This window comes from Actinoalloteichus sp. AHMU CJ021 (assembly GCF_002895405.1).
In the GTDB taxonomy this organism is placed as follows: Bacteria; Actinomycetota; Actinomycetes; order Mycobacteriales; family Pseudonocardiaceae; genus Actinoalloteichus_B; species Actinoalloteichus_B caeruleus.
The window spans coordinates 5,687,348-5,712,751 of record NZ_CP025990.1; the positions used below are offsets into that span (position 1 = coordinate 5,687,348).

Annotated in this window: 17 protein-coding genes and 1 tRNA gene; 5 read left to right on the forward strand and 13 right to left on the reverse strand. The window is 72.3% G+C overall.

What is annotated here, in order from left to right; translation table 11 throughout:
* Nucleotide 1: 1 nt before the first annotated feature.
* From C1701_RS23970 to C1701_RS23980, 3 genes are read right to left on the reverse strand one after another with little or no spacing between them, the layout of a single operon-like run.
* Nucleotides 2–2,278, reverse strand: coding sequence for an FkbM family methyltransferase (locus C1701_RS23970; RefSeq protein WP_337661920.1), 2,277 nt, complete (start codon nt 2,276–2,278; stop codon nt 2–4).
* A gap of 31 nt (nt 2,279–2,309) precedes the next feature.
* Nucleotides 2,310–4,406, reverse strand: a complete 2,097-nt coding sequence (locus tag C1701_RS23975; RefSeq protein WP_103056672.1) for an HAD-IIIC family phosphatase — start codon at nt 4,404–4,406, stop codon at nt 2,310–2,312.
* Nucleotides 4,399–6,291: a hypothetical protein gene (locus C1701_RS23980; RefSeq protein ID WP_103056673.1), complete on the reverse strand. Its 1,893-nt coding sequence runs from the start codon at nt 6,289–6,291 to the stop codon at nt 4,399–4,401. The genes C1701_RS23975 and C1701_RS23980 overlap by 8 nt, the downstream gene beginning before the upstream one ends.
* A gap of 365 nt (nt 6,292–6,656) precedes the next feature.
* Between C1701_RS23980 and C1701_RS23985 the strand changes: the two genes are divergently transcribed.
* Nucleotides 6,657–7,343, forward strand: coding sequence for a histidine phosphatase family protein (locus C1701_RS23985; protein WP_337661921.1), 687 nt, complete (start codon nt 6,657–6,659; stop codon nt 7,341–7,343).
* Here the strand turns inward: C1701_RS23985 and C1701_RS23990 are convergent.
* Nucleotides 7,292–8,440, reverse strand: coding sequence for a nucleotidyltransferase family protein (locus C1701_RS23990; RefSeq protein WP_103056675.1), 1,149 nt, complete (start codon nt 8,438–8,440; stop codon nt 7,292–7,294). The genes C1701_RS23985 and C1701_RS23990 overlap by 52 nt on opposite strands.
* A 680-nt stretch (nt 8,441–9,120) precedes the next feature.
* Here C1701_RS23990 and C1701_RS23995 point away from each other — a divergent pair.
* Nucleotides 9,121–10,575 carry a class I adenylate-forming enzyme family protein gene (locus C1701_RS23995; RefSeq protein WP_337661922.1) on the forward strand — a complete coding sequence of 485 codons (1,455 nt, stop codon included), beginning with the start codon at nt 9,121–9,123 and terminating at the stop codon, nt 10,573–10,575.
* A gap of 340 nt (nt 10,576–10,915) precedes the next feature.
* Here C1701_RS23995 and C1701_RS24000 read toward each other — a convergent pair.
* The 5 genes from C1701_RS24000 to C1701_RS27835 form a co-directional block, all read right to left on the reverse strand.
* Nucleotides 10,916–10,989 (reverse strand) — tRNA-Leu (locus C1701_RS24000).
* A gap of 300 nt (nt 10,990–11,289) precedes the next feature.
* Complete coding sequence (locus C1701_RS24005; RefSeq protein ID WP_103056676.1) at nt 11,290–12,504, reverse strand: cytochrome P450; 1,215 nt, start codon at nt 12,502–12,504, stop codon at nt 11,290–11,292.
* 382 nt (nt 12,505–12,886) lie between these two features.
* Complete coding sequence (locus C1701_RS24010) at nt 12,887–14,104, reverse strand: cytochrome P450 (protein WP_026418129.1); 1,218 nt, start codon at nt 14,102–14,104, stop codon at nt 12,887–12,889.
* 46 nt (nt 14,105–14,150) lie between these two features.
* Nucleotides 14,151–15,404: a cytochrome P450 gene (locus C1701_RS24015; protein ID WP_245588733.1), complete on the reverse strand. Its 1,254-nt coding sequence runs from the start codon at nt 15,402–15,404 to the stop codon at nt 14,151–14,153.
* A 14-nt stretch (nt 15,405–15,418) separates the two neighbouring features.
* On the reverse strand, nt 15,419–16,147 hold the full coding sequence (locus tag C1701_RS27835) for a methyltransferase domain-containing protein (RefSeq protein ID WP_051313724.1): 729 nt from the start codon (nt 16,145–16,147) through the stop codon (nt 15,419–15,421).
* Between the two features lie 582 nt (nt 16,148–16,729).
* On the opposite strand from C1701_RS27835, the gene C1701_RS24025 reads away from it, so the two are divergent.
* Nucleotides 16,730–17,512 (forward strand): class I SAM-dependent methyltransferase, encoded by a 783-nt coding sequence (locus tag C1701_RS24025; RefSeq protein ID WP_051313722.1) that lies wholly within the window; start codon nt 16,730–16,732, stop codon nt 17,510–17,512.
* 35 nt (nt 17,513–17,547) lie between these two features.
* On the opposite strand, the gene C1701_RS24030 is transcribed toward C1701_RS24025, so the two are convergent.
* Genes C1701_RS24030 through C1701_RS24045 form a run of 4 tightly spaced genes read right to left on the reverse strand, consistent with a single transcriptional unit; the run spans nt 17,548 to nt 22,822 of the window.
* Entirely contained in the window at nt 17,548–18,579 is a 1,032-nt protein-coding gene (locus C1701_RS24030) for a methyltransferase (RefSeq protein ID WP_337661923.1), read from the reverse strand.
* A 47-nt stretch (nt 18,580–18,626) separates the two neighbouring features.
* Nucleotides 18,627–20,318 carry a hypothetical protein gene (locus C1701_RS24035; RefSeq protein WP_030106296.1) on the reverse strand — a complete coding sequence of 564 codons (1,692 nt, stop codon included), beginning with the start codon at nt 20,316–20,318 and terminating at the stop codon, nt 18,627–18,629.
* A 20-nt stretch (nt 20,319–20,338) separates the two neighbouring features.
* A complete protein-coding gene (locus C1701_RS24040; protein ID WP_103056679.1) occupies nt 20,339–21,283 on the reverse strand; it encodes a DUF3830 family protein in 945 nt (314 codons plus the stop codon).
* 30 nt (nt 21,284–21,313) lie between these two features.
* On the reverse strand, nt 21,314–22,822 hold the full coding sequence (locus C1701_RS24045; RefSeq protein WP_337661924.1) for a class I adenylate-forming enzyme family protein: 1,509 nt from the start codon (nt 22,820–22,822) through the stop codon (nt 21,314–21,316).
* Between the two features lie 436 nt (nt 22,823–23,258).
* Between C1701_RS24045 and C1701_RS24050 the strand changes: the two genes are divergently transcribed.
* Nucleotides 23,259–23,873 (forward strand): ANTAR domain-containing response regulator, encoded by a 615-nt coding sequence (locus C1701_RS24050; RefSeq protein ID WP_026418122.1) that lies wholly within the window; start codon nt 23,259–23,261, stop codon nt 23,871–23,873.
* A gap of 262 nt (nt 23,874–24,135) precedes the next feature.
* The gene (locus tag C1701_RS24055; RefSeq protein ID WP_026418121.1) at nt 24,136–25,353 is read left to right on the forward strand and encodes a branched-chain amino acid ABC transporter substrate-binding protein; all 1,218 of its coding nucleotides are present in this window, start codon (nt 24,136–24,138) and stop codon (nt 25,351–25,353) included.
* Nucleotides 25,354–25,404: the final 51 nt, after the last annotated feature.

The window sequence follows — 25,404 nt, forward strand, 5'->3', positions numbered from 1 at the left end:
ATCAGCGACCCGGCCCGCGCACGCCGAGGTACGCCCGCGCGACCACCCTCGCGAGCGCCGCGAAGAAGACGTCGTCGTCCCCGCCGTCGGAGTCCCGCCGCTCCTCGACGACCTCGCCGGGGCCGATCACCCGCGTCCCCGGGACGGCGGCCACCTCGGCCGCCAGCCCCGAGCGGGACCGCCGGGCCCCCTCCCGCTCGCCGTCCCAGCCCGTCGCGGTCGGCGACGGGCACAGCGCGACCACGCAGGGCGAACCGGTGCGGGACCGCAGCGCCGCCACGGCCCGCGCCAGCCCGGACACGCGTCGACGGGACGGACCGATCCCGTCGGGCGCCGCCAGACGCGGTGGGGGGCCGTCGACCCGGCGGTCCGGCCGGCGCGCGAAGACGGTGAGCAGCGGCGTGCCACGCAGCGGGTCCTCCTGCGGATCGACGAGGACGTCGAATCCACGACTCCGCAACGACGCGGCGACGACGGAGGCGTCCCCGTCGTGAACCTCCATGACCACCTGCCGGATGCGGCCCCAGTGCCGGTCCTCGATCCCGCCGAGGACCGGGACCTCGGAACCCTCCGTGTCGACCTTCAGCAGATCGACCCGATCGACACCCGTCTCGTCGAGCACGGCGGACAGGGACGTGGTGGGGACGTCGTGGACGCTGGACACCAAGCGGTCCCGCGACAGCCGGTCGACGATCGGACCGATGTCGACCGAGCTGGACCCCACCCGCGCGCGGACGGCGTTCTCGACGACCGTGCGGATGGTCCGCGCGTCGCGCCGCGCGTCCGCGTCGAAGCCGGAGAAGACCGTCGAGTTGCGGTAGAAGGTGAAGGGCAGGACCTGGTCCCTGTCGGAGATCCCATGGTTGAAGACCTGGCTGCCGGGGCAGTGCCGCGCGCAGTTCTCCCGCAACGCGGCGAAGGCCGGCGCGGCGGGCTCGAACGCGTACACCCGGACGTCGGGACAGCACTGGTGCGCGAACAGGGTGAACATGCCGATGTTGGCGCCGACGTCGAAGACGGTGTCGCCCGGGCGCAGGGTGACGCCGTGCCGGAGGTAGGCGTTGCGGACGAAGATCTCGTCGTAGAGGTACTCGGTCTCGTAGTCGTGCAGGTGCAGGATCTCGCCGACCCCGGGCAGGGAGAACCGCCTCCCGGGCGCCTCCTCCTCACCGGCCCTCCCGTCCTCCTCACCGCCCGGGCCGACGAGCAGGACACCGCTGTCACCGCGACGGGAGTCGAGGGGACCGCCGGGGGCGGTCAGCTCGGACACCGTCCCGGGCTCGGGGTGGACCACGACCCGCACCGCGACGCCGGCCGCCGCCAGCTCCGCTTCGAGTCGCGCGGCGAGCGGAGCGGCGGGGAACGTGGACGCCACGGCAAGCGTCGGCACCCGCGCCCGGTCGGGGTCCACGGTGGTGCCGCGCCGGGTGGCGAGTCCGGAGCGGAGCGGGCGCAGCCGGGCACCGGTGACCTCGATGACCCGCCGCCCGTCGGGGCCCAGCAGGACGGCGTCGCCGACGACCACGTCACCGCCGTCACCGCCGCCCCGCACCCGCGCGTACACCTGGTCGCCGTCCGCCGGCGCACCGTGGAACGACACCCGATCACAGCCGACCCACACGAAGGCCCCGCCGTCCAGGCCAGCCGACGCCACGACCTGGATCGCGGCGTCGAGGAACATCGGACCGGCCCACCAGGAAGGCACCTCGGCGGCGCCGTGGCAAGCACCGACCGCCGCGACCGCCTCGCCGCCCCGCCGCCACAGGTGCCTGACCAGCTGGAAGGCCGGCCCGTAGTCGTTGCCGGCCGCGCGGAGGCCCGAGTAGAACCCGTCGCCGGCCGTGCCACCCCCCATGCCCCGCAGGCAGCTCGGACGGCCGGCGACGTCGAGCGGACGCGTTGTCCCGCCTCGTGCCGCGCACCGGACAGTGGCGTGGGTCCAACGCCTCCCGCTCCCACTCGTCACCGACGCGGTGTGACCGCCGTCCTGGTCGGACGTCAGCGCGGTCCGGAGGCGCCGGGCACCGACCCGGGGGAGGGGGCACACCCGCTCGAAGCGGACGTCGACCAGCGCCGACGGCCGATCACCCGTCGCGGCGGCCACGGCGGCCGAGGCCATCTCGACGACGGCCGCGCCAGGCAGGACCACCGCCCCGCCCACCCGGTGGTCGGCGAGGAACGGGAACGCGTCGGCGGAGAGGTCGACCGTCCACGCGCCGCACTCGGCGGAAGCCTCGACGCGGCTCGGGTGCCCCAGCAGCGGCCCACCCGGCGTCATCGGGGCGACACCGCCCCCGCCGGGCACGGCGTCACTCGATCCATGGAACGCCTTCCTCGTCGGAGAGCACCGCACCGGCGGTGTCCGGTCGCCGGATCATCGAGAGCAGGTCGGCGACGGTCGGAGGATCGTCGAGCAGCGGGTCGACGGGGAGCTCGACGCCGAACTCGTCGTAGACCCGCGCCACGAGTTGCACGAACTCCAGCGACCCCCCACCCAGCGCGCGGAAGTTCCCGTCGATCCCGTCCGGTGGCAACTGGAGGATCTCCGTCCAGATCCGGACCACGGCGCGCTCGTCGTCCGGCACGGTGTCGGCGGGAACGGTGTCGGCCCACAGCTCGGCACCGAGGGCCTCGCGGATCCCGTCGGCCGTCGTCAACCCTGGTGGCATGTCCCCGGGGTCGTCCCAGAACCACGGGAGGCCCACCGGTGGTCTGGCCTCCGGTGCGGGCTTCGGTCCGGGCGGGGCGAGCGGGGCTCCGGTCGGCGGCGCACCGTCCGGGTCGAACCGGACGTGGGCGGCGGCCGACGCCCCGAGGACGTAGCCGGAGCAACCGGTGTCCGGGTGCGGAACGGCGACCTCGGACAGGAACCGCCGCGCCGGCAGGTTCCGGGGGGTGTCCGCGAAGCTGAGACGCACCTCGTCGAGGCCACGGGCGAGCGCCACCTCACCGAGGTGCGCGAGCATGCGGTGTTCGACCCCGCGCCCCAGCGCCCGGCAGCTGAGCAGGAAACCGGTGACCGAAAGGACCGTGCCCTCGGTCGAGAACAGCATCAGACCCACCGTGCCGTAGCCGCCGAACCGGTCACGGACGTCGACGACCCGACCGCCGGTCGGGCACGCGGTCAGCTCGGCCGCGCCCCACCGCCGCCCGCTGAGGGTGAACTGGGTGGTGCGGCGGGTCAACTCGAGTATGCGGGGGAGGTCAGCCGGCCCTGGCGGTCGGATCGTCACCTCGAGGCCCAGGCGGTCGAGGAAGTCGGCCAGGGACGTGGCCGAGCGGTCCCGCAGCTCCCGGCGCCGGTCGTCCTGCCGGTACCACTCGGTCCGGCGGCTCCCCTCGGCCGTGGGCCGACCGATGTCCAACGGCCAGCAGTGCCGCAGCGTCCGCAGCGCCCCCTCGGCCTCCGGTGGGAGGCCGACGGTGCGGACCTCCGGGTGGCGCGCGCGGACCTCGGCGCACTCCACCCGGCTGTCGTCGACGAACACGACCGTGTCCAGCCCCAGACCGAGGTCCGCCGCCAGCTCGGCGACCGTCACCGACTTCGGTGACCAGTCGGCTCGGACGCGCACGAAGTCGTCCCGCCGGAGCACCATCCCCGGGACGGTGGTGAACGCGCGTTCGACGTCGCGCCGGTCGTTCTTGCTGCACAGGCACAGCAAGCGGCCGGCCCGCCGTTGCTCGACCAGGAACCGGTGCACTTCCCGCCGAGCGGGTCCGACCTCCACACCGGACACGCCGTCCTCGCCCAGGACGCCGTCCCACAGCGTGCCGTCGCCATCCACGACCAGCACCTTCGGCTCCACCACGCGGCCGAGGTACCACCGCCGCACCAGCGTCGTCCCCAGGGCGGCGAAGAACTCCGGCGTGTAGGGGATGTGCCCCAACTCGTCGGTGAGACCGTCGTCCACCCGGGACACCCGGTACCGGTCGAGGACCTCGTCCCGCCCGACGTGGGTGACGTTCTCCGCTCGAGGACAGCGTCGGAACAGCACCTCCTCGGCCACGGTCAACGACCGCGCCCGCGCCGGATCGGCCAGGGCCGGGGGCGACGGTGGGCAGCTGACGACGAGGAACGCGCTGTCCGGCGCGTGGCGGGCGGCCGCGTCGACCGCCGCGCCCAACTCCTCGGCGACAACCCCGGCCGCCTCGTCGTCGCCGGCGGGGAGGAAGTCCTCCCACCGGACCAGGACCGCCACCACCTCCGGGCACCTCCCGGAGCGCACCAGCTGGAGTTCCTGGAACACCTGGCCGTAGGCACCCCACGCCAGCTCGACATCGACCCCGAGCCGCCGGCCCCAGAACTCCAGCGCCGTGCGCACCGGGGTGGCCGTGAACGACGAGACCACCAGCATCCGCAGCGCGTCGTCCCCGGCCGCGCCACCACCGGGCACCGGTTCAGCCATCGCCGGGCCTTCCCGACGCGGCCACCGTGAACCGCCAGGTGGGGCCCCAGTCGCTCCAACAACCCCAGTGGTTGCGCGACCGGACCCGCCAGTAGTAGGTGACGCCGCGGCGCAGGAAGCTGCGGGCCACCTTCCACCGGGATTCCGCCGCGAAGACCAGGCGGTCGAAGTTCGGCGAGACCGGCAGGAGGAAGTCCGGCCGAGTGCTGACCACGACGTGGTGGTCGGCGACCTCGTCCGGCACCGCGTTCACCCAGGTGAGCTCGGTCAACTCCGGCAGTGCCACGACGGCACCGTCCGGCGGCCAGCTCGCCTCGACCGGCGCGGCCGGCGGCGCCGACTCCGTGCTCTCGTTCCACCCGTGCGAGACGCGCAACCGCATCCCCCCGCGCTGCCCGCCCACCCCGTCCGTCCGGACCGCGACCTCGTTGCGGCCGACCGACAACGCCGGCAGCGCCGTCTGGCTCATCTGGAGATCCGACTCGAGCCGCACCGACTGGAGACCGACGGCGTCCGGCCGTTCCAACGTTCCGAAGGTGAAACGCACGTAGTAGGAGTAGATCGCCGGCGAGGTCAGCGGATCCAACACCGGGCTGACGTCCGCCGCGACGTCGAGGACACCTGGCCCCTCGCCCACCCAGACACGTTCCCAGGAGGCGCCGACGCAGACGGCCACCTCGCAGTACCCCTCGGTGCCCAGGACGAACCGGCCCAGCACCCTGCCACCGACGATCGGGTAGGGGCTCTCCACCTTCCACGTCACCGACGCGGGTTGACCGGCCAGGACGGCGCACAGCCCCTGGAACCGCGCGCCCGGGGACGACATCGCGGTGTTGACCTCCTGCACGATGCCGTCCCGGTACACCCGGTCGCGCAACGGGGGCGAGTACCGCAACAGGCCGTTGGCCAACCGGTAGGGCACCCCCGGGGCCCGACGCGGGTTCCTGCCGTACCGGTACCTGCCCTCGTGCCGCCAGCGGTAGACCAGTTCCTCACCCGGCCGCAGGCGCAGGTCCATCCGGTGCGTCCACTGCTCCACCGGGACCTGGTACGGGGGGAAGTGCTCCCGGTAGAGCAGGATGAACGCGCCCTTGCAGTCCCGCGCCGCGAAACCGTGGGCGTGGGTGCGCAGGACCAGCGCCGGATCCCGGTGGATGTCCTCGTAGGAGGCCACGGTCTCGTTGTCCCGGCGGAGGAAGAAGGTACGCGCCTCGGGATCGAAGTAGTGGTAGGAGCCGTCGTACTCGATCTCCGCGCCCCCGTGCTGGTCGTAGGGGCCCTCCAGGGGAGCCGCGGCGAGCAGCCGGGCTGGCAGCCCGGCCCGGCGGGCCATGATGACCAGGTTGGCCGCGGAGAGGATGCACCCGCTCGGGTAGTAGCAGTTCACGGCCTTGATCGGATCGGCGCGTTCCCGGAACGTGTTGGAACCCGGTGCCGCGTCGGGGTCGGGAACGACCTCGTCCACCCGCAGGTCGTTGTTGTGGGCCTGCACGTCGATCCGGCTGAAGAACCGGAACAGCGCGAACGCCTTCTCGCGATCACTCATGCCGGGCCGCAGGATCGAGTCGAGGAGGTCCTCGGCGGTGTGCCACTGACGTCTGCCGTTGATGACCACGCGGGGGTTGACGACGTCGGTGCCCCCGATGTTCTCCAGCCGCAGGAACCGGTCGGGCTGGAACCTCGGCGCCTCCATCATGGTTTTCTCGTTGTTCGTCGTGACGTAGGCGGCGGAGTTGAAACCGTCGAGCGTCCCACCGAGGGTGATCTCGTACTCCGCGACGGGCGTCGTGACGGTCCGGACGGCGACCTGGTCGGCGGCCGGCTCCCCGCCGTGCTGGGAGGGGGCCACGACCGGACCGGCGTCGAGCTTCCCACCAGAGGTCATCCGTCCTCCGTCCGTTGCCTCGTCCACCCGCCCGAACCGGGCCGCCGGAAGCGCGCGGTCGCGCTGGGTGGTCAGGCGACCACAGGCTACGTTCGTCGAAGGCCACGCTCCCCGTCAAGACGCGGGCGAGATCCGCGAGGGGAGGGCCGCCCGTCCCCTGCTCCCTCCGGACCAGGCCACGCCGCCCCTCCCGGCCCCGCCGGCCCGGCGGGCCGCGCTTGTCCCGACCGGGCACTCGGCCGACCGGGCACCAGCCGAGGGGGCGATCGCGCCATATCGCCGAAGGACCGTCGGGCACGGCCCTCGCCAACCGGGCACTGGTTGACAACCCGGTGCCGGACGGCGCCGGTGCTACCGTCGCGGTCGTGGACGACGACGCTCCCACGGAACTGTTGTTGATTCGCCACGCCCGCCCCCAGCGCGCGGCGGCCGACCAGGGCGTGACCGACCCCGCCCTCACCGAACTCGGGACCCGCCAGGCGGAGCTGATGGCCGAGGCGCTCGCGGAACACCCGATCTCGGTGATCTACTCCAGCCCGCTGCGGCGCGCCGTCGACACCGCCCGGCCGCTGGCCGACCGGCTCCGACTGCCCATCACCACCAGGGACGACCTCGCCGAATTCGACTTCGGACTTGACGGTGCCCCGACCGCCGCCGGCGCCGTCGAACCCCGGTGGCGGGCGTGGGCTCGTCGCCTCGCCACCCAACGAGACGACCCGGACCTCGCCGCCTTCCGGCTCCGCGTGGCGGCGGCCATGACGGCGATCGCCAGGGAACACCCCTCGGCCTCCGTCGCCGTCGTCTGCCACACCGGCGTGATCAACGCCTACGTCGCCGCCGTCCGGGGCACCGAGGACACCTTCGTCCACCGGCTGGGGCACACCTCGGTCAGCCGCGTGCTCGTACCCCGGCTCGGAACACCCGTCGTCCGCACGGTGAACGAGGCGGACCACCTCCCTCCCCGGCGGGACCACGCCGGAGCGGGAACCGGCCCTCCCGATCAGGGCGCCGAGGACACCGGGGCGGCGGGAGCCGGGGCGAACAGCCCCTGACGGTCCCGGGCGTGGAGGCGTTCCCGCATCGTCCCCGTCCAGACCAGGCCGCGCCCACCCTTGGCCCGCGCGCTCGCCAACCAGCCCTCCGAGACGGCACCGGCCACCCCGAGTTCCTCGGCCATCGACGTGCCGAAGGTGCGGTCGGTGTGCACCAGGACCCAGCCCAGCAGGGCCCCCAGGTCGTAGCGGACCACCACCTCCGGAAGCCCCGCCAGGATGTCGGCGTGGTCGGCGCGCCACAGCCGCAGCAGGTCCGCGAACTTCAGGAGCCGGTCGTTCCCCCGCTCGACACTCGCCTCGAACCAGGACTCGCGGAACAGGTGCAGCGCGGTGAACAGGAACTGGAACCGGGGCGCCAGCGTGGGCAGTTCCACCTCACCCGCGAGGGCGCGGACCGGCACCAGGACGCCCAGGACATCGTCCATGTCCACCTGGTGGTCGCTGGCGGCCCACGTCAGGGAGTTCGCGAAGTCCACGGCGATGACGCCGCCGTCCTCGTCCACCCTGAGGTAGTGCGGCAGGTGGTCGGGGCTCAACCGGTAGGTCAGCTGGATGTCCCTGGGCAGCGGCGCGATCCGGTGTTCCCGCCAGTCGTAGAGACCGTTCACGTAGCCGGCCTCGGTCATGATCCGCGACACCACCTCCCGGTGCCTGGGGTGGATCATGAGGTCGACATCCGACATCCGCCGGCACCCGCGACCGCCGTACACGGTCGGTTCGAGAGCCGCGCCCTTGGTCACCGCCACCGGAACGCCCGCCTCCCCGAGCAAACGGCACACCGACCCGGCCACCCGTGCCAGGGTCGCGTTCCGGCGCCGGCTCGCCATCAGCGCGCCCACGAGTTCGGACCGCAGCGAGGGGTGGACGAGGTCCGCGACCTCCTCATCCCGCAACGAGTCCGCGAGGACCGGCAACAGGCGGTGGCGCATCGCCTGCTCCACGAGCTCGCCCCCGTGGACACCCCCGCGCAGCAGGCGGAGGAACATCGCGCGCCGATGCCCCTCCAAGGGGCCGGGGCACAGGAGTTCCAGCAACGCCCATTCCGGACCCAGGTCCAGCGTGGGAAACCACGGGGCACGCGCCATCGTCGTCATCTCCTCGGACGCCTGAACGGAATTCGCGGCACATCCGCCTCAGGACCGGTAGCGGGATGGTGGGGAACGCTCGCGATGAGTCGACCGGCGACCCTAAGTGATCTCGCGGTGACTGTCAATGAAGGATCCGCCGGAGGGTTGACCAGCGCACGTCGTCCCCAACCCGCCTGCCCCGCGAGTGGGGAACCCTGCGAGTAGGTGCGCTCGCCATTGGCCGAACGCACCACGAGGAACATTCCTCCTCCGACCGGCGAGCCCACCGAGCGACCCACGGAGAACGCCCGAACCAAGGCGGGCGAGATCACGAATGGGGAACTCCGCACCGGCGAACCGGACCCCCGCCCCGGATTCCCGACACCCCCACCACGGCAGGCGTCCCGTCCGACGGTGCCCTGAACCCCGAACGGACCGGGACAAGGCCACGGCGGGCACGATCCCCGCGCCCGCTCCGGCGTCGAGCCCGCTGTCCGCGCCACCCCCGCATCGCGAGCCGGTCCCGTCACCGCACAGTCGAACCTCCCTGGACACGGACGATCCGCCGAAGCCGCCGAACCGGTCGCCCCTCCCACCCGGCGGCGGGGAGGCTGCCGGCCGCGACCGCTCCGCCAGGGGAACAGCCACCCCCAAGAGACCCCACGACCGGGGGCCGACCCCCTCGAAAAGCCGGTACCGTCCACCCGGTGACCGTGACTGGGCAGGACACCGGCCCGCTGCACACCCTCGTCGACACCGCGGCGGCGCGGTGGCCGACCGCCAGCGCCGTGCACGACGTGGACGGCACGTGGACCTACGCCGAGCTGGCGGCGGCCAGCCGCGAGTACGCGGACCACCTGGTCCGCTCGGGAGCACGCCCCGGGGACCGGGTCGCGATCAGGGCCAGCGCGCGGGCGTGGGTACTCGCCGCCCTCTACGCGTGCTCCCGGGCCGGCGTCGCCGCCGTGCTCCTCAACCCGGAGGCCCCACCCCAGCGACTCGAGCGGATCACCTCCGACGCGGAGCCGACACTGGTCCTGACCGAACCTCCCCCCACCACCGGTGGCCCGCGCCGACCACCCACGCCGCCCCGCGCCCCGGACCCCGACACCGCCGCCATCCTGCTCTACACCTCCGGGAGCACCTCCGAACCGAAGGCCGTCGTCTGCCCCCACCGCGCGGTCATGTTCGCCGTGCGCGCGATCGGCAACACCCTCGGGTACCGAGCGGACGACGTCATCCTGTGCCGGCTGCCGTTGTCCTTCGACTACGGCCTCTACCAGGCACTCCTGGCCGCCCGGGTGGGCGCGGCGGTGGTGCTGCGCGGGCCAGGCGACGACGCCGGCCTGCTCGCGACCATCCGCCGCCACGAGGTCACCGTCGTCCCGGTCGTGCCCCCGCTGGCCGCCGTGCTCACCCGGCTCGGCCGGCGCGCCCCCGCGCCCAGCGTTCGCCTGCTGACCAACACGGGCCAGGAGCTGACCCCGACGGGCATCGAGGACCTCCGGCGGACCTTCCCGACCGCCGCCGTGCGACTGATGTACGGCATCACCGAATGCAAACGGGTCACCATCGCCGAGGCCGACAGCGACCTGGTCCGGCCCGGTTCGCTCGGAACCCCGCTACCCGGGACGTCGGTGTCGATCCTGGACCCGGCTGGCCGGCCGGTGCCGGCCGGGACCGAGGGTGAGATCGTCGTCTCCGGGCCGCACGTCATGGCCGGCTACTGGCGTGACGAACCGCTGACCACGAGGACGTTCGGCCAGGACCCGCGCACGGGAGAACGCCTCCTGCGCACCGGCGACCACGGCCGTCTCGACAGCGACGGCCACCTGTACTTCCACGGCCGCCGGGACGACATCTTCAAGCAACGCGGCGTGCGCACCAGCGCCGCCGAGATCGAGGCGGCGGCGCGTCAGGTCCCCGAGGTCACCGACGCCGTGGTGGTGCCCCCGGCGGGCGGCCGGGACGCGGTCCTGTTCGCCGTGACGGAGCTGGGGAGCCACCAGGTCCTGCGGGAACTGCGGCGGTTCCTCGAAGCCGCCAAGGTACCCGCCACGTGCCGCACCCTCCCGGCGTTCCCGGTGGCCGGCACCGGTAAGACCGACCGCGCGGCCCTCCGCGCCCTGGCGGCCGAACGGGAGACCGCCTGCGACACCTGACCCCGCCGCCCCAGGCGAGCACCGTTCCCGAACGTCACGAGGACACCCTGGCGTCGTCTGGCTCGCACTCGGATCCGCCGCGTCGAGCGGGCCGAGGAGACCGGCCTCGCTGGGCCGAGATCGACGGGCGAGTCCGTGCGCGCGGCAGGGCTTCCCGGGAGGAGCGCGGAAGTACCAGCACGGGCTGCCGAACCGCCCGACGACGGCCGGCGGAGCGGCTGCTCGAGCACGCGGTCGACCGCCGAACAGGTGCCGCCACCGGACACGCCTACCGCCGACGCCAAGCGGCCCCTGACCAGAACATGCTGGTCAGGGGCCGTATCGCCCGGCGAAAGGCGAGTGCCCCCGGTGCGACTCGAACGCACACTGGACGGATTTTGAGTCCGCTGCCTCTGCCGATTGGGCTACGGGGGCGTTGCTGCCCTTACTTTAGCCAACCGCGCTCACCGGGACGCAACGGGTCCCCTTTGCCGGGACCAGCCACCGCCCGGCCCCGGCGGCCGACGCGGAACCGCTGTTCACGGTGCTCCAGCTCGACGGCGGAGCGCCGGGACGCGGTGAGCCACGCTCCGGCCGCTCGGATCGTGACCCGGCGGCGCTGGCCAAGGTCAGGACGTCGGGAGGAGGTACGCGGCGCGGCGGTGGCGGCCCGCATCCCGGGAGGCGGACCGGCTCGCGTCGCGGGGACGTGGCGACCGGGCGCGTGGCCCGGCCTCACCACGACACCCGCAGCTCGGTCGGCCCCCGCATCACCAGCCCCCGCCGCCACGGCACCTCCTCGGCCGGGCCGGCCAGCCGCAGGGTCGGGAACCGTCTGACGAGTTCGCCGAGGGCGATCTGCAGCTCCACCTTCGCCAGCTGCGCGCCGATGCAGTGGTGGGGCCCGTGGCCGAACGCGACGTGCGGGTTGTGCCGCCGAGTCAGGTCCAGGCGCTCCGGGTCCTCGAACACCCGCTCGTCCCGGTTCGCCGCCGACGTCGAGGTGAACACCGCCTCACCGGCCTTGACCAGCCCGCCCGCGATCTCCACGTCCACCTTCGCCACCCTGGGCAGCGTGACGCCGTTGACCAGTGGCACGAACCGCAACAGTTCGTCCACCGCCCGGGGGATGAGTTCGGGCTGGTCGACCAGCTGTTCCCAGCGCGAGCGGTCCGAGAGCAACAGGAAGCAGGAGTTGCCTATCTGGTTGGCCGTCGTCTCGTGGCCCGCGATCAGCAGGACGAGCGCGAACATGACCAGTTCGTCCTCGGAGAGCCGGTCCGCCTCGCCCGGCACGGTGGTGTCCCTGGCCGCCACCAGATCCGCCAGGAGATCGTCGTGGCGGTGGACGCGATGCCGTTCCACCAGGTGGGCGAAGTACGCCTTCATCTCCGCGAGCGACGCCGCCGCCTGCTCGGCGGTGTACGCGGTGGTCGAGAGGACGGCGTCCGACCACGGGAGGAAGTTCGCCCGGTCCTCGTAGGGAACCCCGAGGATCTCGCAGATCACCTGCACCGGGAACGGGAGGCCCAGCGCCGTGACGAGGTCGGCGGGCGGCCCCGTGCGCTCCACCGCGTCCAGGAGGTCCGAGGCGATCCTGGTGGCCCGGGGGCGGAACGACTCCAGGCGGGCGGGGCTGAACGCCGGTGCCGCCAACCGGCGGAGCCGGCTGTGGTCCGGTGGGTCCAGGCCGGCGATCGTGTCGTCCGGCCTGCCCACGGCGGTCATCCGGGGAACCGAGTCGCCGGCGGCGGCCGCCGCGCTGAACCGGGGGTCGGCCAGGACGGTGCGCACGTCCTCGTAGCGGGTGACCAACCAGCCCTCACCGCCGAAGGGCATGCGGATCCTGGCGAGCGGTCGTTCGCGGCGGAGCCGCCCGAAGAGCGGGTCGATCTCGATCCCGTCGATCTCGGACAGGCCGAAGACCATGTCCGTGGTCGTGTCCGTCATCTCTCGTCCGTTCGTCGATCAACAGGGTCCGTGCGCCCGCCACTCGCGGGTGCGCCGTCGGATCGGAGGTCCGCTCCAACGCGTCTCCCCGGGACGTCCGGGCTGGGCCGCCCCCGGTGGACCGGGGGCGGGACCGATCCGGTCCAGCACGCCTCTCGGTCGCCCGTGGGCCGCGCGGCCCGCCGCCTCGCCCGCCTGCCACGAGGCGCGGACCGCAGGTCGTGCCCGGGCCTGGCGCACCTCCCAGCCAGGGGCGGGGCGGGGCACCTCGGGCGGCGGGACACCCGGGACCACCGGCCCGACCAGCGCCCGGGGTGGATCCGGGGCGGGGGCGCGAGCATCGCGGCAGGGTCCTGGCCCACCGTCCCGGCCGCCGTCGGTATCACCACGTGACGCGCAGCTCGACCGGCCCCCGCATGACCAACCCACTCCGCCACCTGACCTCCTCGGGCGGGTCCGCCAACCGCAGCGCGGGGAACGTGCGCAGCAGTTCGCCCAGGGCGATTCGCAGTTCCATCCTGGCGAGGTGCGCGCCAAGGCAGTAGTGCGGCCCGTAGCCGAAGGCCAGGTGCGGATTGCGCTGGCGGAGCAGGTCGAGCTCATCGGCCCTGTCGAAGAACCGCTCGTCCCGGTTGGCCGCCGCCGTCGAGGCGAACACCGCCTCGCCCGCCCGGATGACACCCCCCGCCACCTCGACGTCCTCCGTCGCGACGCGGGGGAGGATCACCCCGTTGACGAGCGGCACGTAGCGGAGCAGCTCCTCCACGGCCTTGGGGAGCAGTTCGGGACGCCGCTGGAGGAGCTCCCACCGGTGGCGGTCCCGCAGCAGGAGGAAGCAGGAGTCCCCGATCTGGTTCACGGACGTCTCGTGACCGGCGATCAGCAGCACCGAGGCGAACATCACCAGTTCGTCCTCGCTGAGCTGGTCGCTCTCCCCGGGGCCGGGTGTGGCGTCGCGGGCGGCGACGAGGTCGGCGAGCAGGTCGTCGTGCGGGGCGCGTCGGCGTTCGGCGATGAGGTGGCGGAAGTACTCCTTCATCTCCTCCAACGCCACGACGGCCTCCTCGGGGGAGTGCGCCGTCGTGGCCAGGATCGTGTCGGACCAGGGCAGGAACCGCGCGCGGTCCTCGTAGGGGACGCCGAGCATCTCGCAGATGACCAGCACCGGGAACGGGAGCGCCAACCCCTGCACGACGTCTCCGGGTGGCCCGGCCTCGCGCAGCGCGTCGAGCAGCTCGGTGGCGATCCGCACTGCCTGGGGGCGGAAGGACTCGAGGCGGGACACGGTGAAGGCCGGGGTGGCGAGTCGGCGCAACCGCGTGTGCTCGGGCGGATCGAGCCCAGCGAGGGTGTCGACCGGTTTCCCCACCGCCGTCATGCGGGGAACGTTGTCGTTGGCCGCCGCCACCGCGCTGAAGCGGGGGTCCGACAGCACCAGCTTCACGTCCTCGTACCGGGTGACCAACCAGCCCTCGTCCCCGTAGAGCAGTTTGATCCGGCTCAGCGGCCGTTCACGTCGGGCCATCGCGAAGTGGGGGTCGATCTCGAGGGCGTCCATCTCCTCGAGGAAGCACACCCCCGACGCGTCTTCCTGACTCATCGTCTCGTCTCCTGGTCGGAACGGATGCGGAGGAACGTCGCGGTGCTCACCACGAGACGGCGAGCGCGGTCGGCCCGCGCGCCACCAGACCGGTGCGCCAGGGCACGTCGTCCCTGGGCGTGGCCAGCCGCAGCGAGGGGAGCACCCGGATCAGCTCGGTCAGTGCCACCTGGAGTTCGAGGCGGGCGAGGTGCGCCCCGAGGCAGTAGTGGGGCCCGTGCCCGAAGGCCACGTGCTGGTTGTGGACCCGGGTCGGGTCGAAGGTGTCGGGGTCGTCGAAGATCCGCTCGTCGCGGTTCGCCGAGGGGATGGAGACGAACACCGCCTCACCGGCCCGGATCGTGCCGCCCGCGACCTCGACGTCGCTGACCGCCACCCTGGGCAGCGTCACCCCGTTGATCAGCGGCACGAACCGCAGCAACTCCTCCACGGCCCGGGTGACGAGTCGCGGGTGCGCCACCAGCTGCTCCCACCGGGAACGCCGTTCCAACAGCAGGAAACAGGAAGCGCCGATCTGGTTGATCGAGGTCTCGTAACCGGCGATGAGCAGCAGGACCGCGAACATCACCAGCTCCTCCTCGCTGAGCTGGTCGGACCCTCCCGGCTCCGGCGTGGCGTCGCGGGCGGCGACGAGGTCGGCGAGCAGGTCGTCGTACGGGGCGCGTCGGCGTTCGGCGATGAGGTGGCGGAAGTACTCCTTCATCTCCTCCAACGCCTGGGCTGACTCGGCGCCGCTGAGCCCTGTCGTGGAGAGCACGGCCTCCGACCAGGGCACGAAGCGGGAGTGGTCCTCGTAGGGAACGCCGAGGACCGTGCAGATCAACCGGACGGGGAACGGGAGGGCGAAGTGCCGTACGAAGTCGGCGGGTCGCCCGGCGTCCACCAACTCGGTCAGGGTGTCCACGGCGATACGGGTGGCCAGCGGCCGGAAGGTCGCGATGCGGCTCGCCCGGAACGTGGGCGCGGCGAGCCGGCGGAGCCGGGTGTGTTCCGGTGGGTCGAGGCCGGCGATGGTCTCCGGGGGCCGGCCCGCCACCACCGTCATCCGGGGTACCTGGTCGCTGGCGGCGGCGGCCGCGCTGAACGCCGGGTGGGTCATCACGGTGCGCACGTCCTGGTAACGGCTGACCAGCCAGCCCTCCCCGCCGTGGGGGAGCCGGATCCGGCTCAGCGGGTGCTCCCGCCGGAACAGCGCGAACAGCGGATCGCTGTCGAGGGCCGGGACCTCGTTGAGGGTGAAGACCGGACCGGTCGGGTCCGGTGAGCGCGGGACACCCTCCACCTCGGCTCCGCCCGCCACGGAGCCCTCCGAGCTCACCGTCGCCCGGCCACGAGGTAGGTGAACGGGTACTCGAAGTAGGAGCCGTCGGGCAGCCGCATGGTGGAACGTCCCGTCAGTTCCTCGGCGGCCACCACCGCCCAGCCGGTGTCCTCGTACAGGGCTCGCAGGCTCGGCGAGTCCAGCTCCGTCGGCCGCAGGCCGCTGCGGGCGACCGCGGCCATCCCCGGTGGCGGGGCGGCGAACTTCCCGAGCATCTCCTCCACGGCGTCGGAGAAGGCCGGGGTGATCTCGATGTCGAAGACCCGCCCCCGTCGGCCGGTGAGCGTCGCCAGTGTCGTCAGGGCGGCGGGCCAGTCGGCCGGGTCCATCGCGTGCAGCACCCCGCGCAGGTGGACGTTGGCCTCACCGACCGTGGCGCGCAACCTCGCCGCGGCCTCCACGTCGGTGGCGTCGAGGACGTCGAACGACAGACCGGGACGGGCCCGGCCGCGCGCGGCGGCGATCGCCGCCGGGGAGACGTCCACGCCCACGACCACCGGGTAGTGCCTGGCGAGGTGGTCGGTCAGGAGACCGTCGCCGCACCCGAGGTCGACCAGGGGGAGCTCGGGAGCGAGGTGGTCGAGCATGACGGGGAGGTAGGGAGCCATCTCGGCACCCGAACCGAAGTGCCAGGGCGGGCTGGGAGTGCCGGCGTCGCTGGTGACGTCCCGCCAGTAACGTTCCCAGTTGACCCCGTTGTTTCGGCCGGAATCCAGAATCACGTGCGGTCTCCTCGTGCGGAACGGTGCGCGCTGATCGCGGCCGCCGGAACGGGCCACGGGGAAGCAGGTGGCGCGGGCCCGGTTTTCTGTGGTGGGTGCTGGTGCGTCCACGAACCGGGTGGTCAGGAATGGCGACATCGGAAATGCGGAGTCGTGGGCCGGTGGTGGAATCCATGACGTGAACCGCTGAATAGAGATATACCAACGTCGGTGACCCGTCGGCAAGAACGAGTGGGTGGCAGGGTGGCTGTTTCCCCCATCCGAGTAGGGTGAATTGGCTGATGGGCGGGTGGTCGCTCGCCCGGTGCGCTTCGTGAACCCGGCCTCGCTGATCGGGTGAACGGCCGTTCCTGACTCCTGGGATGACGTGTTCCGTTGTTCCGCGTCGTTTTCCGCGCGGTCGTGGGGTTCGGGATAATCCTGAACGGGGGGCTTTCCGCTCCGTCGGTTGGAGCAGTGCGGGAGGTCGTGTCGGCACGGTCGGTGAGAGCCGTCCACCGGGCGGGACGCTTCCGTCGCCCGAATTCCGGAATCGGAGCTCGAGGAGACCACGGAGCCCCCGTCGGGGAATAGCATTCCGGTATGCACACCGACCGGCAGCTGGTGGCGGACGAGTACTACGGGACCACCAGGATCCTGCGGGCACGCCAACGCCTTTTCGACTTCCAGCGGCCTCGGTTCGACCTCCACGACGACGTCGCCTCCGTGGTCGCCACCGCGCCGGGACCCGTCATCGACGTGGGGTGCGGGAACGGTCTGCTGCGCGCCCGGCTCGCCGCCCGCAGACCCGACCTGGACCTCTTCGGTGTCGATGTCTCCACCGGCATGGCGCCCGACGTGGTCGGGGACGTCCAGGCGTTCCCGGTCGCCGACGGCGCGGCCGGCGCCGTGGTGGCCATGCACATGCTCTACCACGTGCCCGACATCGTGACGGCGGTCCGGGAGATGGCCCGAGCCCTGCGGCCCGACGGCATCGCGGTGGCCACCACCAACGACTCGAGCTCGCTGACCGAGCTGTACACGCTGGCCGACCACGCGTTCGCCGACGTCGGCGGCGGGCCCGTCCCGCCTCGGCCGGACGCGCGGTTCGGCCTGCACCACGCGCACCTCCTGGCGGCCGCCTTCGGGGAGGTGGCGGTACGGCGACGCGCGTACACGGTCGTCTGCGACGAGCTCGAACCCCTGCTCGGGTACCTGGACTCCCTGCGTCCCGCGTGGCGTCACCTGCTCCCGGCCGACGCTGTCTGGGAGGACTTCCTCACCGCCGCGGAGGGCAGGCTGCGAGCCGTCCTCGCGGGCGGGCACTTCACCGACCACGGCGAGGCCGGCATGATCATCGGGCGGTTGCCCCGCCGGGCCGGGTGAGCGTCCGCGAACGCCCTCCCGGCCGGTGGCGTCGACTACCGGCGAACCACCTCGAGGACGCACTCGGTGTCGGGGCGGACCCCGTGCCGGGCGCGTAGCAGCAATCCGGCTCGGTCGAGGAGAGCCGAGTACTCGTGCTCGGTGCGTTGACGTCCGCCGCACATCGCCGCCATCCACACGTCCAACGCGGGGATCACCGGGGTGCGGTCCCGAGCCGAGGGAACGAAGCCGATCACCAGCAGCCGGGCGCCCTCCCGCAGCACGGGGACGAGCGATCGGAGCAGGGAGACCGCGTCCTCGTCGTCGAGGCACGGCAGCACGTGGCACAACAGGTAGACGTCCCCGTCCTGGGGGAGGACCTCGCCGTCGGGCAGGCGGCAGCGGGAACGCACCCCCGACCGCCGCAGCTCCTCGGCGACCTGCTCCCGAGCCGCCGTGGGCACGCCGACCAGCGTCCCCACGAGGTGCGGTTGGGCGGCGAGCAGCGCCGTGAGGAGGCGCGCGCCCCCCGCGCCCACGTCGACCACGTGGCGCGCTGAGGGGAGATCCACCGAGGCCGGGACGAGTTCCGCGGCGACGCTGGCCCCCATCGCCCGCCCCACCGCGCCGGCCAGGGTCGGCGCCTGCGCGAGGTGGTCGAACACGGACGAGCCGTGCACCGCCGCGAAGGCGGACTCCCCGGTGCGCAGGGTGTGCTCGGCGGCGGACCACGCGGCCAACACCGGGGCCGTGTTCGCCAGTTCGAGGAGACCACCCAGCGATCCCGGCCCCTCCGCCAGCAGTTCTCCCGTGTCCGACAGGGCGAAGTGGTGTGGTGGGTCCTCCACGAACACGCCAGCCGCCTCTCCGGCGCGCAGGAACCGCGACAGCGTCGTCGGATCGGTCCCGGTCCGGTGGGCGAGTTCGTCGACGGAGGGCCGGTCCCTGGCCATCTCCCGGACGACGCCCGCCCTGACCAGAGCGGCGAGTGCCTGTCCCAGGCATCCCGCGGCGAAGAACCGGGCGAGCCGCAACGCCGTGGACGAGTCGGGAACCTGGGCTGGGCACGGGCGGGGGGATGCGGTCACCTCGAACTCCTCGGGGTGTCGGTCCTGGAGGGCCGGCGGGTGCCGGCTCACTCCGGGACGTGGCGGAGGCGGAGGCCGGCGAGGGGACCGGTGCGGGAGGTGACGGAGCGGTCGAACTCCGCCTTGGCGGTGGCCATCCGGTCCGCGATCGCCGCGACGGTCACCTCGTCGTGGTGGGGCGAGTTGGGGAGCAGGCGCAGCGCCGACAGCGGATGGCCGTGCGCGCCGTGCGTGAACGCGGGCAGGAATCCCAGCACGATCGGCGCGGCGACCTCGTGCTGGGGGTCCAGCCCAGCCAGGCGCTGGTAGAGGGCCTGCGTGTAACGGTTGGCGTCGTCGACGAGCAGGGGTTCCGCCCGGCCCAGTTCCGCGAAGGTGGCCGGGCCCCCCGGCGCCACCGGCCAGAACACCGACGCCATCCCGGGGCTCGTGGGGTTCACCAGTTCGTAGCCGAACTCCGGGAGGTGCGCGCGGAACACGTTGTTCATCGCGGTGACGTGGGCGAGGTGGACCCGGAACCCGGTCCTCCCCACGCTGTGGAGCGCGGCGAAGGCCGCGAGGATTCCCGCCGCGCCCCGGGAGTGCTCGATGGTGTGGTGCAGTACCAGGTTGCCGCCCCACGGCCGCCACTCGGCGGTGTGCGGGTCCTCGTGCAGGGTGTGCAGCTCGGCGGCGTTCCTGGCCAGGAAGGCACTGGAGGGGTAGGGGCAGAAGCCGGCCTTGTGGAAGTCGGCCGTCATCGAGTCCGCCCAGGCCGCCTCCGCGACGAGGTCGCTGACCTCGCGGAGGGCGGCGAGCGTCACCGGGTCGATCTCCAACGGGTTGCCGGGGAAGTCGTAGTCGCGGAAGAACAACCACGGCCAGCCGTGCGCGGTGTCGAAGTGCAGGTAAGGCCGGTAGGGCAGCGAACCGCTCAGACTGCTCAGGCCGGCGGCGACCAGGCCGACCGGATCGATGGTGTGGTCCATGATGCTCCCGCCGGAGAGCACCACGCAGGCCACCGGAGTTCCCCGTGCGACCAGGTCGGCCACCGTGGTGAGGACCCGCTCGGCGGTGGTCGCCCGGTCCCGTCCCGGTGCCGGCACGCGCACGCACGCCTCCGAACCCAGCCCGAGGAGAGCGCACACCGGCTCCACGCTGTCGTGGTTGTGCTCGGTCGTGACCACCACCGGCGCGGCCCCACCGGCCAGCCCGCGCCGGCCGGACTCGGGCAGGCACCGGTTCAGCCCGATCCGGACGGCGTACATCAGACCGGCCTTGCCGCCGAAGGAGAAGGTGCCGCCCGCGTCGTCGCGTGGCCAGCCAGCCAGGTCGGCGAGCTGTCGGACCAGCTGGCGTTCGATCTCGAGCGTGCCACCGGCCAGGAGGTCCCACAGCGCGTTGGGGGTGTAGAGCTGGGCCAGCGTGGCCGCGGTCACCGCGTCGAACAGCGGGACCGGGAAGATGTTGAACAGGTTGCCGGGGGCGTGGGCGCGCAGTTGCGCGCCCAGCCCGGCGGTCACCCCGCGCAACACCAGGTCGGGGTCGGACATGTGCTCGGGCACCGCCTCGAAGTCCCGCAGCCAGCCGAGGTCGGGAGGAGCCGTGCCCAGCCAGGCACCGTCGGGATGGGAGGGCACGGCCAGCGTGCGGAGCGCGTGGCTGAGCCGTTCGGGAAGCTGACCTCGGTTGTGCTCCGTGGGATGCAGCGTGCGGTGACGCAGTTCGGTCAGCGTCTCGACGAATTCCCTGCTGGGCATGGCTGACTCCTTCGACCGGATCAGACGGTCGCGTAGGCGTGGTCGGCGCCGGCTCGCCAGGGAAAGAAGTGCAGGTTCCAGGTGTTCAGGACGTTGGCGTACAGCGCGAGCGCGTTGATCAGGGCGAAGTACTCGTCACGCGTCTCCACGCCGGGCAGCGTGTCCAGGACGCGTTGGGTGAAGTCCCACAAGGTGTTGAGCCCGGTGTAGCCGAGGAACTCGGCGGGCGTCTTGATCAGCATCGGTGTGATGCGGAGGAGGTCGGTGAGGGAGATGTCGGTGGTGCGGGACATCGTCACCAGGCCGTTGAGGGCGGAGTAGCCCAGCGGCCGCACCTCGCCGTTGAGGAAGACGAGGGTGGAGAAGTACTGGTCGTAACTACCGGCGCGGCTGGCGATCCGCCCCTCGTGCATGGCGACGATCTCCTGGGGTGGATCGATCCACACCCGCGCGACCTCGTCGTGGATCTCCTCCACCAGTTTCTGCACGGCGGGGGAGTCCACCGGGGCGGTGCGCGGGAGCACGAAGTTCCGCACGTCCTCCCCCTTGCGCCGGACCCGGACCTCGATCACCTGCTTGCTGCTCCACGCCGCCTCCCAGCAGGCGCGGCCGGCGGCGCGCAAGGCCTCGACGTCCTCCGGTACCACGTGCCCGACCGGGGCGGCGGGGAGGTACTCGCTGAGCGGCCCGTACTTGACGGCGAGGTGTTGCAGCTGGGAGAGGAACACCGTTCCGTCCGGGGACTTCGTCCGGTCCTCCTTGTACTCGGCGCGGGTGTAGACGAGCTGGTGGTGGGGAACGAGGTGGTAGAGGTGGTTCCCGGATACCAGTGCGTGATTCTGGAGGCTGTTGTACGGGAGCAGTTCGTTCCACAGCAGATCCGCCAGCCGCGGATTGCGTTCCTCGTTCAGGTCGGCGGTGACGGTGATTCCGGGCTGCACCCATTCGATCTCGATCTGCCGCATGCTGTTCCTTTCGTCCGGTTGGTCGTGGGATCAGTGGGAGGGGGGGTCGGGGGCGAACAGGGCGCGTAATGCCGACTTGTCCGGTTTTCCCCCGTCGGTGAGTGGAATGGTGTCGACGAATCGGATGAGGCGGGGTACGTGTGGTTCACCGAGTTGCGCCTCGACGTGTTCGCGGAGCTCGTCGGCGTCCGCGGTTCCGCTCGCGAGGACGACCGCCGCGCAGACCCGCTCACCTCGGTCGACGTCGGGAAGGCCTACGACCCCGGCCTGGAGGACCTTCGGGTGGTGGCAGAGGACGTCCTCCACCCGACGGGAGTAGACGTTGTACGCCTCGACGATGATGAGGTCCTTGGCGCGGTCGAGGATGCGGAGCAGGTCCGCCTCGGAGAGGTGGCCCAGGTCACCGGTGCGGACCCACCCGTCCACCAGCACCTCGCCCGTCCGGGCCGGATCGGCGTGGTACCCGCTCATCGTCATCGGGGAGCGGACCCAGATCTCGCCGACCACCCCCGGCGGGACGACCGCGCCCGAGGTGTCCCGGATCTCCACCTCGACTCCCGGGAGCAGCCGACCGGCGTGGTCCAGCAGCTCGGGGTGCCCGTGGTCCTCGGGCAGGAGCGCGCACACGAACCCGGTCTCCTGGGTGCCGTAGTTCTGCATGAGGCGGGGGCCGAGCCGGCGCAGGGCGGCGGACGTGCGGGCTGGCACGGCGGGGGCCCCTCCGTAGACGGCGAGTCGCAGGGCCGTGAGGTCGAAGTGGTCGAGGTCGGGGTGCTCCGCGAGCTGGTAGAGCGAGCTGGGCGCGGTGAACAGGTGGGTGATGCGTTCCCGCTCCAGCAGCGCGAGCGTCGCCAGGGGGTCGAGGTCCTCCCGCAGCACCACCACCCCGCCGCAGGCGAGGATCCACTGGGCGAGCTCTCCGCCCAGGTCGGAGAGCGGGATGGCCACCAGGAAGCGCCAGGGTGGCGGTCCGTACATGGCGCGGGCCACGTCGAGGCACGCCGCCATGGCGGTGGTGCCGTGGACGACGCCCTTGGGGCTGCCGGTCGTCCCGCTGGTGTAGGCCAGCGACGCCGGCCTGTCGAGCGCGGCGGGGAGCGTGGGAGCGTCGGCCACGGCGGCGGCGGCGAGTGCGGCCAGGTCCTCGCCGAGAGCGGAGGGACCCAGCGAGAGGACGCGGGGCACCGACGCGCGGCGGAGCAGTTCGGTGGCGCGCTCCTCGCGCTGCTGGTCGTGGACGAGCACCTCCGGCGCCGCGTGGGCGAGGCACGCCGCGTGCACGGTGGGGGAGAACATCGGGCGCAGGCCGACGTAGCAGCCCCCCGCCCATTGGACCGCGAGCCGGAGGAGGACGGCCTCCGGCGTGTTCCCGTGCAGGCAGGCGACCCGGACTCCGGGGCCCACTCCGAACCGCGCGAGGACCGCGGCCATACCGGCGACCAGACGATGGGTTTCGGCGCCATTCAGCGACCGGTTCTCGGAAACGAGGACGTCGTCCTGGGGGGCGATTCCGGCTAAGACCCGTCGCACGTAGTCCACCAGTTCCTCCGACGTTGGTTCCGGGGGGATCGGGTTGCGCCACAACGACGATTCCGAAAGGCGAACGGAGGCGCAATGAGCGATACTCGATATTTCGGTGACGGAGACCCGATGGAACCAAGGAATACTCGCCAGGGGCGAAATCGGAATACGCAACGCCATCTTCCGTTCCCTCTCGCCGAGCATCGGACACGACCGTGGGTCACGGAACCGGCTGTTTGCTCGGGGTATTCCCGTGTGGGGGTCGCCGCTTTTCCTGAACGGTTGACCGTCAACCCGTCCGGGGGACCCGCGTCGCCCGACAGTGAGGCCTCTCACCACGCGGGCGCTACCGGGTTGAGGGCCCCCACCGGGTAGGATTCGACATTCAGTCACGGTGGGCCACTCGCTGCCGGCCCACCTGCCGCAGTAGCCGACACCAACCAGGAGGAGCCCGGTGACCGAGCCGGCTGCCGAGGCCCGGACCGAGGCCCCGAACACCAGCGCCCGCCGTGTGGTCGTGGCCGAGGACGAAGCCCTCATCCGTCTTGACCTCGTCGAGATGCTTCGTGAGGAGAACTACGACGTCGTCGGCGAGGCCGTCGACGGGCAGGAGGCCGTCGAGCTGGCCAACGAGCTCCAGCCCGACCTGGTCATCCTCGACGTCAAGATGCCCCGGATGGACGGTATCGAGGCCGCGTCCCTGATCGTCGGCGACCGGGTCGCCCCCGTGGTGATCCTCACGGCCTTCAGCCAGCGCGACCTCGTGGAGCGGGCGCGGGACGCGGGGGCGATGGCCTACCTGGTCAAGCCCTTCGCCAAGCGTGACCTCATCCCGGCCATCGAGCTCGCCATGTCCCGTTTCGCCGAGGTCCGGGCGCTGGAGGGTGAGGTGGCCGACCTCCAGGAGCGGTTGGAGGCGCGCAAGGTGGTGGAACGGGCCAAGGGCCTGTTGATGAAGAACCAGTCGCTGAGCGAGCCCGAGGCGTTCCGATGGATCCAGCGCACCGCGATGGACCGGCGGACCACGATGAAGGCGGTCGCGGAGGCGGTACTGGAAACCCTCAGCTGATCCAGACGTCATCCCGACGTCATGCCTTGACACGTCGCGGTCACATGTCCACCCGGGTGGCGGTGCGCGATCCCATTCCTAGGGAAAAGTTCCCCCTTTCGGAGCCCAGAAGAGCGACATGCGTCACGATGTGGCTACGGCCACGTGACCAGTATGGGCAACGTGCCACGATCGGACTACGGTCCGTGCCTAACTCATCGTTCCGAGGAGCGGAACGACGCCCACGACTGCTGCTCGTGGGCGGGTTCACGTGGAGGCACGGGTGTCGAAAAACGGTCGCTTACGGATCCTGGCAGTCGCGGCGACGGCGTCGCTGACGCTCGCCGGGTGCGCGCAGGGCGGGAACGAGGAACCGGCGGAGGGGGGCGCCGCGACCAACGACAGCGCCGCCGCCGCCCCTGACGCCCCCACCGATGCCGTCCTGCCGGCGGGGGACGGCACCGGCGAGTGCGAGGACGGCGTCAGCATCGCCTACATCGGCACCATCGCTGGCCAGAACGCGGCCCTCGGCGTCGCGATCCTCAACGGTGTCCGCCTCGCCGTCGAGGAGCACAACGAGGCCAACGCGGGCTGCCAGGTGACGCTCAAGGAGTTCGACACCGAGGGCAGCCCCGACCGGGCGTCCGGTGTGGTCACCCAGGCCATCAACGACGACTCCATCCTGGGCGTGGTCGGGCTGCCCTTCTCCGGCGAGTCCGACGCGGCCGGGCAGTCGTTCCACGAGGCCGGCCTGGTCACGATCAGCCCGTCCGCCACCGACCCGGCGCTGTCCCAGAACGGCTGGGACACCTTCTTCCGCGGGCTGGGCAACGACGCGCAGCAGGGTCCGGCCGCCGCCACCTTCATCGGGGAGGACCTCGGCGCCGAGAGCGTCTGCGTCGTCAACGACGACTCCTCCTACGGAATCGGCCTGGCTCGCGAGGTGCGGGAAGCCCTCGGTGACGCGGTCGTGTGCACCGAGGAGGTGAAGACGAACCAGCGGGAGTTCTCCGCGGTCGTCGGCACGATCGAGGCCTCCGGCCCGGATGCCGTCTTCTACGCCGGCTACTACACCGAGGCCGCGCCCTTCGCGCAGCAGCTGTTCGCCCGGGGGCTTCAGACCACCCTCGTGGCTCCCGACGGCGTGCGCGACGACCAGTTCGTGCAGAACGCCGTGGGTGCCGCCGAGGGCGTCTACCTGACCTGCCCGTGCGTCCCGGCCGACGGCTTCGGTGACTTCTTCGACGCCTTCACCGAGTTGGCCGGCACCGAACCGTCCACCTACTCCGCCGAGGGCTACGACGCCACGACCGTCCTGCTGCGCGCGCTGGACGAGGGGCTGTCCACCCGCGAGGAGGTCCTCGAGTACGTGCGCGACTACGACGCGCCCGGTCTCACCAAGCACTTCAAGTGGGACGAGGACGGCGAGCTGACCGACACCCCGGTCTGGGTCTACCAGGTCGAGGACGGCGAGATCGTTCGGGACCGCGAGATCGGCTGAGCGGCGCCAGCGGCGGACGGCCAGCGTGCGCCGCGCGTTGGCCGTACCTCG